The organism is Pseudomonas sp. GW821-FHT11D10, assembly GCF_058808435.1.
The window spans coordinates 432047-444586 of the sequence record NZ_JBXARR010000002.1; the positions used below are offsets into that span (position 1 = coordinate 432047).

The 12540-nt window shown below is 59.0% G+C and carries 15 protein-coding genes; 10 read left to right on the top strand and 5 right to left on the bottom strand.

Annotated features, from left to right (window positions below):
* Positions 1 to 10 precede the first annotated feature (10 nt).
* The 3 genes from AC1RT4_RS08405 to AC1RT4_RS08415 are packed head-to-tail and all read left to right on the top strand — an operon-like array spanning position 11 to position 2339.
* Positions 11 to 736, top strand: a complete 726-nt coding sequence (locus AC1RT4_RS08405) for a DUF484 family protein (protein WP_493084935.1) — start codon at positions 11 to 13, stop codon at positions 734 to 736.
* Positions 737 to 738: 2 nt separating this feature from the next.
* Positions 739 to 1638, top strand: a complete 900-nt coding sequence (xerC, locus tag AC1RT4_RS08410; RefSeq protein ID WP_007951897.1) for a tyrosine recombinase XerC — start codon at positions 739 to 741, stop codon at positions 1636 to 1638.
* Positions 1635 to 2339, top strand: a complete 705-nt coding sequence (locus tag AC1RT4_RS08415) for an HAD family hydrolase (protein ID WP_493084937.1) — start codon at positions 1635 to 1637, stop codon at positions 2337 to 2339. The genes xerC and AC1RT4_RS08415 overlap by 4 nt, the downstream gene beginning before the upstream one ends.
* A gap of 65 nt (positions 2340 to 2404) precedes the next feature.
* On the opposite strand, the gene sutA is transcribed toward AC1RT4_RS08415, so the two are convergent.
* The 4 genes from sutA to glnK all read right to left on the bottom strand — a co-directional run bounded on the left by sutA (position 2405) and on the right by glnK (position 5188).
* A complete protein-coding gene (gene sutA, locus AC1RT4_RS08420; protein WP_007951900.1) occupies positions 2405 to 2731 on the bottom strand; it encodes a dormancy-specific transcriptional regulator SutA in 327 nt (108 codons plus the stop codon).
* Between the two features lie 102 nt (positions 2732 to 2833).
* Positions 2834 to 3259: a secondary thiamine-phosphate synthase enzyme YjbQ gene (locus AC1RT4_RS08425; RefSeq protein WP_011336526.1), complete on the bottom strand. Its 426-nt coding sequence runs from the start codon at positions 3257 to 3259 to the stop codon at positions 2834 to 2836.
* A 215-nt stretch (positions 3260 to 3474) separates the two neighbouring features.
* Positions 3475 to 4812: an ammonium transporter gene (locus AC1RT4_RS08430; RefSeq protein ID WP_007951904.1), complete on the bottom strand. Its 1338-nt coding sequence runs from the start codon at positions 4810 to 4812 to the stop codon at positions 3475 to 3477.
* Positions 4813 to 4849: 37 nt separating this feature from the next.
* Positions 4850 to 5188, bottom strand: a complete 339-nt coding sequence (gene glnK / locus AC1RT4_RS08435; protein ID WP_002555808.1) for a P-II family nitrogen regulator — start codon at positions 5186 to 5188, stop codon at positions 4850 to 4852.
* Between the two features lie 398 nt (positions 5189 to 5586).
* Between glnK and AC1RT4_RS08440 the strand changes: the two genes are divergently transcribed.
* Positions 5587 to 5847 (top strand): accessory factor UbiK family protein, encoded by a 261-nt coding sequence (locus tag AC1RT4_RS08440; RefSeq protein ID WP_007920416.1) that lies wholly within the window; start codon positions 5587 to 5589, stop codon positions 5845 to 5847.
* A 395-nt stretch (positions 5848 to 6242) separates the two neighbouring features.
* The gene (locus tag AC1RT4_RS08445; protein ID WP_493084940.1) at positions 6243 to 6770 is read left to right on the top strand and encodes a BRO-N domain-containing protein; all 528 of its coding nucleotides are present in this window, start codon (positions 6243 to 6245) and stop codon (positions 6768 to 6770) included.
* Here AC1RT4_RS08445 and AC1RT4_RS08450 read toward each other — a convergent pair.
* Entirely contained in the window at positions 6765 to 7034 is a 270-nt protein-coding gene (locus AC1RT4_RS08450; RefSeq protein WP_182402989.1) for a HigA family addiction module antitoxin, read from the bottom strand. The genes AC1RT4_RS08445 and AC1RT4_RS08450 overlap by 6 nt on opposite strands.
* A 223-nt stretch (positions 7035 to 7257) precedes the next feature.
* Between AC1RT4_RS08450 and AC1RT4_RS08455 the strand changes: the two genes are divergently transcribed.
* The 5 genes from AC1RT4_RS08455 to AC1RT4_RS08475 all read left to right on the top strand — a co-directional run bounded on the left by AC1RT4_RS08455 (position 7258) and on the right by AC1RT4_RS08475 (position 12540).
* A complete protein-coding gene (locus tag AC1RT4_RS08455) occupies positions 7258 to 7752 on the top strand; it encodes a hypothetical protein (RefSeq protein ID WP_493084943.1) in 495 nt (164 codons plus the stop codon).
* Positions 7753 to 8135: 383 nt separating this feature from the next.
* The gene (locus tag AC1RT4_RS08460; protein ID WP_493084945.1) at positions 8136 to 9629 is read left to right on the top strand and encodes a YifB family Mg chelatase-like AAA ATPase; all 1494 of its coding nucleotides are present in this window, start codon (positions 8136 to 8138) and stop codon (positions 9627 to 9629) included.
* A 374-nt stretch (positions 9630 to 10003) separates the two neighbouring features.
* The gene (locus tag AC1RT4_RS08465) at positions 10004 to 11170 is read left to right on the top strand and encodes a hypothetical protein (protein WP_493084947.1); all 1167 of its coding nucleotides are present in this window, start codon (positions 10004 to 10006) and stop codon (positions 11168 to 11170) included.
* Positions 11171 to 11245: 75 nt separating this feature from the next.
* Positions 11246 to 11794: an adenylyl-sulfate kinase gene (locus AC1RT4_RS08470; RefSeq protein WP_493084949.1), complete on the top strand. Its 549-nt coding sequence runs from the start codon at positions 11246 to 11248 to the stop codon at positions 11792 to 11794.
* Complete coding sequence (locus AC1RT4_RS08475) at positions 11791 to 12540, top strand: class I SAM-dependent methyltransferase (RefSeq protein ID WP_273896071.1); 750 nt, start codon at positions 11791 to 11793, stop codon at positions 12538 to 12540. Before AC1RT4_RS08470 ends, AC1RT4_RS08475 begins: the two co-directional genes overlap by 4 nt.

Below are 12540 nucleotides of genomic sequence, written 5' to 3' on the forward strand. Positions count from 1 at the left end.
AGCAGAAGCCATGACCGATAAGCCTCAGGTACCCGCCCGACAGTCCGGTGAATCAGCGTCCGAGAGCCTGGAGGCGGCAGCGGTTGCCGCGTACCTAGAGGCTCATCCGGACTTTTTCGTCGAGCATGAAGAACTGCTGCCGTCCCTGCGCATCCCCCATCAGCGCGGCGATACCGTCTCGCTGGTCGAGCGCCAGATGGCCATCCTGCGCGACCGCAACATCGAGATGCGTCACCGCCTCTCGCACTTGATGGATGTCGCCCGGGACAACGATCGCCTGTTCGACAAGACCCGTCGCCTGATCCTCGCCCTGATGGACGCTGCCACTCTGGAAGACGTGGTGATCAGCGTCGAAGACAGCCTGCGCCAGGATTTCCAGGTACCCTTCGTCAGCCTGATCCTGCTCGGCGACAACCCGGCCCCGGTCGGTCGCTGGGTGACCCACGCCGACGCGCAAACCGCCATCGGCGGCCTGCTCACCGAAGGCAAGAGCGTCAGCGGCAGCCTGCGTGAACATGAGCTGGACTTCCTGTTCGGCGAAGAACAGCGCAAGCAGATCGGCTCCACCGCCGTGGTTGCCGTCAGCCATCAAGGCATCCACGGAATCCTGGCCATCGCCAGCCGTGATCCGCAGCACTACAGGAGCTCGGTCGGCACGCTGTTCCTCAGCTACATCGCCGAAGTCATGGGTCGCGTGCTGCCACGGGTCAACAGCTCCCTGCGCTCGGTACGCTGAGCATGGAACGACAACTGGACGCTTACTGCGAACACCTGCGCAGTGAGCGGCAGGTGTCGCCGCACACGCTGTCGGCCTACCGACGTGACCTCGATAAAGTTCTCGGCTGGTGCAACAAACAGAACATTGGCAGCTGGCAGGCGCTGGACATCCAGCGCCTGCGCAGCCTGATCGCCCGTCTGCATGCGCAAGGTCAGTCCTCGCGCAGTCTGGCCCGCCTGCTCTCGGCGGTTCGCGGGCTCTATCATTATCTGAATCGTGAAGGTCTCTGCGATCACGATCCGGCCACCGGCCTGGCACCGCCCAAAGGCGAACGCCGCCTGCCGAAAACCCTCGACACCGACCGCGCCCTGCAACTGCTTGAAGGTGCGGTCGAGGACGATTTCCTCGCGCGGCGTGATCAGGCGATTCTGGAGTTGTTCTATTCCTCCGGGCTGCGTCTGTCGGAGCTGACCGGACTCAATCTCGACCAGCTCGATCTGGCCGACGGCATGGTTCAGGTACTCGGCAAGGGCAGCAAGACACGCCTGTTGCCGGTCGGCAAAAAGGCCCGGGAAGCACTGGAGCAATGGCTGCCGCTGCGGGCGCTGACCAATCCGGCGGACGATGCGGTATTCGTCAGCCAGCAGGGCCGACGCCTTGGCCCGCGCGCAATTCAGGTGCGGGTCAAACTGGCCGGCGAGCGCGAACTGGGGCAGAACCTGCACCCGCACATGCTGCGGCACTCCTTCGCCAGCCATTTGCTCGAGTCCTCTCAGGACCTGCGCGCGGTACAGGAACTGCTCGGCCACTCGGACATCAAGACCACCCAGATCTATACCCACCTGGACTTCCAGCACCTGGCGGCGGTCTACGACAGCGCCCATCCACGGGCCAAACGCATGAAAGGCGACGATTCATGAGCATCCAGTTGATCACCTTCGACCTCGACGACACGCTGTGGGACACCGCCCCGGTTATCGTCAGCGCCGAAGCGGTTTTGCGCGAATGGCTGAGCGAACATGCGCCGAATCTGGGCGCGGTGCCGGTGGAGCATCTGTGGTCGATCCGCGAACGGGTGCTGGCCAGTGAGCCGGGCTTGAAGCACCGCATCAGCGCACTGCGCCGGCGAGTGCTGTTCCATGCGCTGGAGGAAGCCGGGTACGCCCATGGCGAAGCGTCGGATCTGGCAGACAAGAGTTTTGAAGTGTTTCTGCATGCGCGGCATCAGATCGAGGTGTTCCCGGAGGTCGAGCCGATCCTGGAAACCCTCGCCAAGCACTACGCCCTCGGCGTGGTCACCAACGGCAACGCCGATGTCCGTCGTCTCGGGCTGGCGGACTACTTCAAGTTTGCGCTGTGCGCCGAAGACATCGGCATCGCCAAGCCGGATGCGCGACTGTTCCATGAAGCGTTGCAGCGCGGTGGCGTGAGCGCCGAAGCGGCAGTGCATATCGGCGATCATCCGGGGGATGACATCGCCGGGGCGCAGCAGGCTGGATTGCGAGCGATCTGGTTCAACCCGGCCGGCAAGGTCTGGGAAGCGGAGCGCCTGCCGGATGCCGAGATTCGCAGCCTGAACGATCTGCCCGCGGTGCTCGCCCGCTGGAACAGCCGCAGCTGATTTTCTTTCACCCATGAAAAAGCCCGCAGCGACGGCGGGCTTTTTCAGCAAGCAAGCGACACGCCTCAGATAGGGCGGCTGCCGTACTTGTTGTCCGGCTTCTTGGGCGGATCGGCGACCACGTTGGCCTCCACTTCCTGCACCTTGCCGCCGCGCGCAAGGAACTCTTCCATGGCCTTGGCCAGGGCATCGCGCTCCTTGTTCTTGGCTTCGATGCTCGGCAACTCGTCGACCGACACCGCAGCCTTGGCCTTGCCTTTGGCAGCCGGGGCCGGCGTATCGTCACCGCCATCGTCTTCAGCAACGTCTTCCGCTGCTGCTTCCAGACCGTCTTCGGCCTCGTCTTCGTCGCCTACTTCGAGGTCGTCGTTTTCCAGATCATCGTCGCTCATGTTCTACCTCATGACTTGCGAAAAGCAGATTAGTTATAGACCAGCTTTGGCGACTGTCGAAAGTCGCCGGAAAAAAATCGGTAACCATTGGTGACCAACGGTTTATGCCCCTTCACCGTGCAAGGTGGCGAGGACTTTGCGGGCACCGCCATGATCACGGTGCTCGCCCAGGTAAACGCCTTGCCAGGTGCCCAGTGCCAGTCGGCCCGCCGTTACCGGCAAACTGATCTGACAGCCCAGCACGCTGGCCTTGAAGTGCGCCGGGAGGTCGTCCAGGCCTTCGTCGTTATGCTCATAGCCGTCTGCTCCTTGTGGGATCAGACGATTGAAAAATCGTTCGAAGTCGCGACGTACCGCCGGATCGGCGTTCTCGTTGATGGTCAACGACGCCGAGGTATGCTGCAGCCACAAATGCAACAGACCGACCCGGCATGCCTTGAGTTCGGGCAGGCCGGCGAGCAACTCGTCCGTCACCAGATGAAAGCCCCGGGGCCGTGCCCGCAGGGTTATCAGAGTCTGTTGCCACATACAGTTCTCCGCACGTTCGGGGCGCATTCTAGCGCGCTCTGGAAAAAAACAAAGGCCCTAATATTCCTTCAATGATGTAAGCCTTTGGCCGCAGAAAAACACTCGTCGTAAACACGACCAAAGCAGTACGAAAAATCCTTTCAGCTGTATCAGGGAAGACAAATTCCAGACAAAAAAATGCCCGGCGAGCCGGGCAAGTTTTTTGCGGCGCGTGCTTACAGGTTGTAGCCGCGCTCGTTGTGTTGTGCCAGATCCAGGCCGACCGATTCTTCTTCCTCGGTCACGCGCAGACCCATCACGGCATCCAGCACCTTGAGGATGATGAAGGTGACGATCGCGGTGTAAATCACGGTGAAGCCGACGCCTTTGCACTGAATCCAGACTTGTGCGGCGATGTCGGTGACGGTGCCGAAGCCACCCAGCGACGGTGCGGCGAACACACCGGTCAGGATCGCGCCGAGGATACCGCCGATACCATGCACGCCGAAGGCGTCCAGGGAGTCGTCATAACCGAGTTTGCGTTTCAGGGTGGTGGCGCAGAAGAAGCACACCACGCCTGCCGCCAGACCGATCACCAGAGCGCCCATCGGGCCCACGGTGCCAGCGGCCGGAGTGATCGCGACCAGACCTGCAACGACGCCGGATGCGATACCCAGTGCGCTTGGTTTGCCGTGGGTGATCCACTCGGCGAACATCCAGCCCAGTGCCGCAGCGGCGGTGGCGATCTGAGTCACCAGCATTGCCATGCCGGCGGTGCCGTTGGCAGCTGCAGCGGAGCCGGCGTTGAAGCCGAACCAGCCAACCCACAGCATCGCCGCGCCCATCAGGGTGTAACCCAGATTGTGTGGCGCCATCGGCGTGGTCGGGAAGCCTTTGCGTTTACCCAGTACCAGGCAGGCAATCAGACCGGCCACACCGGCGTTGATGTGCACCACGGTGCCGCCGGCGAAGTCGAGTACGCCCCAGTCCCACATCAGGCCGCCGTTGCCGGACCAGACCATGTGCGCGATCGGTGCATAGACCAGGGTGAACCAGATGCCCATGAAGATCAGCATCGCGGAGAACTTCATCCGCTCGGCGAACGCACCGACGATCAGCGCCGGGGTGATGATCGCGAAGGTCATCTGGAAGGTGATGAAGACCGCCTCGGGGAACAGCGCCGCCGGGCCGGTCAAGCTCGCTGGCGTGACACCGGCCAGGAACGCCTTGCCGAAACCGCCCACGAACGAGTTGAAGTTGACGACGCCCTGCTCCATGCCGGTGGTGTCGAACGCGATGCTGTAGCCATAAATGACCCACAGGACGCTGATCAGACCGGTAATGGCGAAGCACTGCATCATCACGGAAAGAATGTTTTTCGACCGGACCATGCCGCCGTAGAACAGCGCGAGGCCGGGAATGGTCATGAACAGCACGAGGGCTGTGGAGGTGAGCATCCAGGCGGTGTCGCCGGAGTTCAGGACTGGAGCTGCCACTTCGTCTGCCGCCATGGCCAGGCCGGGCATTACGATAGACAACAGGGCTCCTAGCCCTGCGAATTTACGCAGAGTCATATTGTTTTCTCCTGGGGCGTTGGGTTTGTGGCGGCGTTTAGATCGCGTCGGTATCGGTTTCGCCGGTACGGATGCGGATCGCCTGTTCCAGATTGACCACGAAGATCTTGCCGTCACCGATCTTGCCGGTGTTGGCAGCCTTGGTTATCGCCTCGATAACCCGATCCAGATCCTTGTCGTCGATGGCAACGTCGATTTTCACCTTGGGCAGAAAATCGACCACATACTCCGCGCCGCGATACAGCTCGGTGTGACCCTTCTGCCGACCGAAGCCTTTGACTTCAGTAACGGTAATGCCCTGCACGCCGATTTCGGACAGCGACTCGCGCACGTCGTCCAACTTGAACGGCTTGATGATGGCAGTGACTAGCTTCATGAAACTCTCTCCCGAATTGGTGGACTTGCCCCAGGAAAACAAACCCGACTCAAGTCTAAGCGCAGTGCCTGGCTTTGTAACGCTTCGTTGTCGACGCCAGCTAACCGCTCCAGACGAAACTCCCCGCTCCGTCTGCCGCACTGCATTCGTCACAGCGACTGCATCAGTGCATGGGTCGAAGGTGACTAAGCAGAAAGCTTGCCATCTCGCCAAAAACCACTGATTTCAATCCCTTGGCCGCTGCTGCAGATGCCATCACCCAAATGGCACTCGGGATACGCACAACAACGGTGCGTGGCCGTGCATCCAGTTGCGCGAAAAGCGTGCATCCGTGCCTGCGCCAATGACTATAGACACTGCGTGATACACTGCCGGCCATAGTTTCCAGGACATATCCCATGCTCGCGCCCAAAGACTTCCTCGACGCCCTGAGCGGCACCGCCTCCCGCCTGTTCAGCGGCGACACGCCCTTGCCAAAAGCCGAAATCGAAAGCCAGTTCAAGATGCTGTTGCAAAGTGCCTTCAGCAAACTGGACCTGGTAAGCCGCGAAGAGTTTGACAGTCAGATGGTAGTGCTGGCGCGCACTCGCGCCCGGCTCGAGAGCCTTGAGGCGAAGGTGGCGGAGATGGAAGCGAAGCTGACGCCGCCGGCTGAGTAAAACCTCGTTTCTTTGTGAATGCGGCCTTTTGTGGGAGCGGGCTTGCCCGCGAATGAAGGTCGGAACGACCTTCCCGCGATTCAGGATTCGCTATCGACTCTCGGCAGAATCCTACAGTTTGCAACCCCGCCGTCCGATTGCGTCGTGAAGCCCTGATTCCTAAGCTCACCCAATGCTGAATGTTCAGCACTGGGTTTGGCGACCCGGAAAGCTTAAGGCGCACGACAACCATGATGGCGGCTATGTTTACCGCCACATCGAGTCATGGCGGTTGTGCGTGGGAGACCTTCGGGTCTGCCGGGTTCCTTTTGCTCCGGTTCGCCAACCCGCGTACGACTGCCACCCAATTGTTTGGCGACAATTGTGGGTAGCCCTAAAGCAAAAGGAGCTTTTCAATGAATAACGAAGATACGTACCTCACTCCTCACGTTTTCACCCGCCACAAACTCCGCCTCCACGCCCTGCTCATCCAGAACCAACCCTGGTTCTCTGCCCGCGATCTGAGCCGCCTGCTGCACATTTACCTCAACGAACGCATGCTGCGAAAACTCGACCCTGACCAATACCAAACCCGCAAAACCCTGATCCACAACCAGGTCGAAAACACCCTCCTGATCAGCGAGTCCGGCATCTACGCCCTCCTCGTCTACCACTACTGTCCCGAATACCGAGCGCTACGCGAATGGCTCACCCATCAAGTCATCCCCACCCTGCGCGACGCCCAGCACCCCACCACAAACGAACGCCCACAGCTAAGCCTGCTGAATTGGCCCGAGATGTCGTTGAGTTTGCTGCACTGGAATAACCAGCCGTGGATTCGGTTGCAAGATGTGCCGTTGATGGTGGTAGAACGGGAAAAGCTAAAGCGCCCAGAACCGGGCACTTGGTGGAAGAGGGCTTCGCGGATGCTGCAATCGCTATAGGCCCGCATGCCGGAGCTGAGCCCTGCGTAAATCGTAAGTCGACTGAAGATTCATCCAGAACTCAGGTGTGGTGTTGAGATGGATGGCCAGCCTGATTGCCAAATCGGCGCAGATCCTGAGCTGGCATTTCACAAGCTTCTCGATCTCCGTTTCAGGCCAGTTTGTGGGCATGGCCAAGTCCATGACAGTCATGCCCAACGGCTCCATGAATTCCTTGTTCAGAACTTCGCCGGGATGAATCGGGCGCATACCATTGCGGTTCATTTTTCGCCTCCAGAGGCTGTATTGAGCGGCAAAACTGGAGCATCCAATTCGGCTATTCAAGACCTCCGGCAACGTTTCGCCGACGTCCTACAACCATTAAAGCATGGCCCTACAAGAATCAGCTCCCGCGCCCGATTACGTGATTTTTTACTTGTAGTTACGCTCGTAGCCATCACCTACGCTGATCGATCCAACACGTCGAGTTTCAGAAGGATCACATTGATTGCCAGACATTCTGGTTCTGGACTCCCTCTTGTCTGATTTGCTCACACAAAAAGAAAACACGCTAGTTCAGCACCCAGATGGCGGTTACATCTTTGGTGCGATCCCCGACATGCCAAAATTCGGCTTGCCAGGTGGGAAGATTTATTTGCGAATAGGTATTCACCGCCGAGCGAATAGTGGTTTTGGCGTAGTACACATATGGGAAGCGCACAGAGCCGATTTGCTCAAGCATGGTTGCCAGACTGTCGATGGGGTAGCAGCGATTGTCGCGAAAATGATCGTCCCAGGAGCGCAAATCTATTGCGAGTTCAAAGAACAGCGATGCGGAAACAGGGTCGCGGTACTGAGAACATCCATGGGAACACTGATTCTTGAACCGCGACACGAGCGCGCCACAGGATTTGGTTACTTCGTGGTGACTTGGTACCCGCAAAAGCGCGCACATGGCACGTTGGTGGGGCAAATACCACGAGCATCATCCAACAAGAAATAAAAAAGGCGTCCTAAGGACGCCTTTTAAATATTTTTTGAGGAGTAGTCGCAGCGATTCTTTAGCTCCCGGTTTTAAAGCCATGGGTTCAGAATCCGACAGGCTATCCCGTCGTCACTACTTCAGAGAAACCAGCTTTCTCTGCTGCCAAAAATGCGGGGGAGCTTTTGCTGGTGCCCAGTCCCGACGAATGCGCAGTTGCAGTCCTCGAACGGGATCATCCGTCAATGCCGGCCGTGAGTCAACGCTCCAATTCAGGGAAGCAGTGACACTGCCGTCAGGTCTTGATACGTCTTGTAAACCTCAATTCATACACTGAAGCCCGGCTCAACTACCCTTAAAAAACCCGCAGGAAGCGGCCCCTCGATTCAACTCAAGGAACGACCATGTCCCTCGCCATCGTCCATAGCCGCGCCCAGATTGGCGTAGATGCTCCCACCGTCACCGTCGAAGTCCATCTGGCCAACGGCTTGCCCTCGCTGACCATGGTCGGCCTGCCCGAAGCGGCGGTGAAAGAGAGCAAGGACCGGGTGCGCAGTGCGATCATCAATTCCGGGCTGCAGTTTCCGGCGCGGCGGATCACGCTGAATCTGGCGCCGGCGGATCTGCCCAAGGATGGCGGGCGGTTCGATCTGGCGATTGCGCTGGGAATTCTGTCGGCGAGTGTGCAGGTGCCGACGTTGACGCTGGATGACGTGGAATGTCTGGGTGAGTTGGCGTTATCCGGCGCCGTGCGGGCGGTGCGCGGGGTGTTGCCCGCGGCGCTGGCGGCGCGCAAGGCCGGGCGGACGCTGGTGGTGCCGCGGGCGAATGCCGAGGAGGCTTGTCTCGCGTCGGGGCTGAGGGTGATCGCGGTGGATCATCTGCTGGAGGCCGTGGCGCATTTCAATGGGCATACACCGGTCGAGCCTTATGTCTCGGATGGGCTGATCCATGCCGCCAAACCCTATCCCGACCTGAATGAAGTACAGGGCCAACTGGCCGCCAAACGGGCGCTGCTGATTGCCGCCGCTGGCGCCCACAACCTGCTGTTCAGCGGGCCACCGGGGACGGGCAAGACGTTGCTGGCCAGTCGATTGCCGGGGTTGTTGCCCCCCCTGGCCGAGAGTGAGGCGCTGGAAGTGGCAGCAATTCAATCGGTTGCCAGTGGCGCACCGTTGACCCACTGGCCGCAGCGCCCGTTCCGCCAACCACATCACTCGGCCTCCGGGCCGGCACTGGTCGGTGGCAGTTCAAAACCTCAGCCCGGTGAAATCACCCTCGCCCACCATGGCGTGCTGTTTCTCGATGAGCTGCCCGAGTTTGATCGCAAGGTGCTGGAGGTTCTGCGCGAACCGCTGGAATCCGGCTGCATCGTGATCGCAAGGGCCAAGGAGCGGGTAAGGTTTCCCGCAAGATTCCAGTTGGTGGCGGCGATGAACCCCTGTCCCTGTGGATATCTTGGCGAGCCGACCGGGCGCTGCTCGTGCACCCCGGACATGGTGCAGCGCTACCGCAACAAGCTCTCGGGGCCGCTGCTGGACCGGATCGACTTGCACCTGACGGTGGCACGAGAGGCGACAGCGTTGAACCCTGCGGTGAAGCCGGGAGAGGATAGCGCCAGCGCGGCCACGCGGGTCGCCGAGGCCCGCGAGCGTCAGCAAAAACGCCAAGGCTGTGCCAATGCGTTTCTCGATTTGCCGGGGCTGAAGAAGCACTGCAAGTTATCCAAAGCCGATGAAACCTGGCTGGAGTCAGCTTGTGAGCGGTTGACCCTGTCGCTGCGTTCGGCACATCGGCTGCTCAAGGTTGCACGGACACTGGCCGATATAGAGAAGGTTGATGCCATCTCCCGTGAGCATCTGGCCGAAGCGCTTCAGTATCGTCCGGCGACGCAATGAAGGGATGGACAGGCTGCTTAAAAGCAATCTGTGCCGGCTGAAAATAAAGTCCGCACGCACTGATAGCCATTAGCCAAGATGTGATATAACGACGGCGCTCTTCATCAGGCACCAGAGCTTTTAGTTAAAAATTTCAAACTTTAAAGCAATATAAAATGGAGGCAACACATCATGGAAAAGATCTCTTCAGCCCAGCGGGCGCAATATACTTGATCAATTAAAATCGTCTTGAAACGGCAGACTGAAACAACTGCCGATGACAGATTTTGAATGGCGAACGCACGAAGACAATATCAATCAATTAATTGTCTACGCACAATCCAGCCGATCCAGCTTTGTTTTGCCACGGCAAACTTTATAAGTACAAATCAATAATGAAAAACGTTTATTTGATCAGCAATGTCACCCGTGGCGGAAAAACCTACCTCGAATACCTGATCCCGGCGCTCAATGCCCTGCGCCACGCCTACAACTGCATCGTGCTGCAGACCGACAAGACCGGCCTGAGCAGGCAAGAGGCAGAAGAGATCCTTGACTATCCGGTTGAGCAGGTGGACGTCGAAGTCATCGCGAAACTGGCCTCACAAGTCGTCATTTCAAACGATGCCTGGATTGGCCGACTGCTCGACGATTCAAACTTCGGTATTTTCATGACCCACGGCAACGTGGGAATGCCGACCAAAGACAAGTATTACTACGCCGAACTGACGTCCTATTGGGATGTGGTCATTTCTTCGTCCCGATCCGGATTCGATCTGATCAGGACCGGTCTGCAGCGCTACAGGCCGGACAGAAAAGCGTTGAAATCTCTGATTGCCGATGGCATAGCCTTGCGCGCCGACCTGCGCAAGACCAGTCCGGTCGCGACTCTTCCCATCAAGGTTCCGAAATTCTTTGAATCCGCCCCCGGGTCGGACAAAGCGTCGAATGATTTCGTTGTCGGACTGCTGCCGACCCAACTGGGAATCTGCCCAAGCGGCGCCTCCCTGTACGAGAACCTGCAAACCGTGATCAACGCGGTCAAATCACAGATCCCTCACGCCCGGTTCATCCTGCGTCCGTACATGGCCGACCTTCAGCATCCAACCCTCAAGGACCTGTGCAGCCAGCTCTCGGCGTATGAATGGATCACCATCGACACGGCAGGCACCAGCAGCACGGTTTTCTATCAACAGTGCGACACCATCATCACCGACGCCTCGACCGGCGGTGTCTCGTTCATGCTCAACACGTGCAAGCTGCCGATCTATTACGTTCCGACGACCGACGAGTCCAATCCGACTGTCGAGGTCTGGCTGCAGCAAATGAACAACTTGTTGCCCATCGCCAAGAACGGCGACGAACTCAAAGAGTTGGCACTCGGTTTCAGCCTGATGTCCTGTGAAGACTGCTACTTCATTTACAAGAAGTTCTATGAGAGTCAATACAGTAACTTGCCATTACCGCAGGATGTGTTTCACGACTTGATTGAAAACGGTCACGATTCGATGTTTTGCCAACTAACCATCGACTCTTTCGGCAATAGCAAAGAGCGTGACTGAACATTTATACCGCGTATTGAACCGGCCGCCGGTTCATCACGCCAAGCCTCCAAACCGAACACTGGTCAGAACGCTATGAAATGTGACCCTCGCGCGCAGGTGATCTGGATTACGGGCCTTTCAGGCGCCGGCAAGTCAACGCTGGCCGTTGAAGTCGTGGCGCGCCTGCGCAGCAACGGCCAATCAGTCGTGATGCTCGACGGCGATGAGCTGCGCGAGGTGTTCGGCGCCACCGCAGCCAACTCGCAGAACCATGGCCGCGAAGGGCGACTCGCGCTGGCCATGCAATACGCCCACCTCTGCAGAATGATAGCCGCGCAAGGCCACACCGTGGTGATCGCGACAATCTCGCTGTTTCGTGAAGTTCATGCGTGGAACCGTGCCCACCTGCCCGGCTATTTCGAGGTTTACCTCAAAGTACCGGTAGAGGAACTCGGTCGCCGGGATCCCAAGGGCATCTACCGTCGGTTTCATGCCGGTGAACTGCACAACGTTGCCGGTCTCGACCTGCCTGTGGATGAACCGCAGGCAGCGGACTTGCTGGTCGAATTCGACCCGCTGCGCTCCAGGCACGACCTGGCAGACGATCTACTCAATAAAATTCACACAAGGAATCCGGCATGAAAACCGAATGGGATTACACCACCCTGGCCGACGCTTACCTGAAGCGCCCTGACTATGCCGATGCTGCCATCGACGCCATGCTCTCGATCGCTGGGGCAGAACAGGGCGACAAATTCTGTGACGTCGGCGCCGGTGTTGCACACCTGACGCTGATGCTGGCCGCTCGCGGACTGGACGTCACCGCCGTGGAGCCCAACGACGCGATGCGCGCCAACGGCATTAAACGCACTGCCGAGCTGGCCAATGTCAAATGGCACGAAGGCACTGGCGAAGCGACCGGGCAAGCGACCCAGGCGTTCGACATGGTCACCTTCGGCAGCTCGTTCAACGTCTGCGACCGCCAGCAGGCCCTCAAGGAAACCGCGCGCATTCTCAAGCCACGGGGCTGGTTCGCCTGCATGTGGAACCACCGCAATCTCGAAGACCCGATCCAGGCCCGGATTGAAGCGATCATCAAGGAACGCGTACCCGGTTATGGCTACGGCACCCGCCGCGAAGACCAGACGGCGGTGATCGACGCCAGCGAACTGTTCGGCCCGGTCGTGCACCTGGATGCCCGCGTCATTCACGAGCAGAGCATCGAGGAGTGCCTGGAAGCCTGGCGCTCCCACGCGACGCTGGAGCGCCAGGCCGGTGCGAATTTCCATGAAGTGATCAGCGCCATCGACGACTACCTCAAAGGCTTGAAGACGCCTTCGATCCAGATCCCGTACTCGACGAACATTTGGGTCGCCCAGCTGAGATAA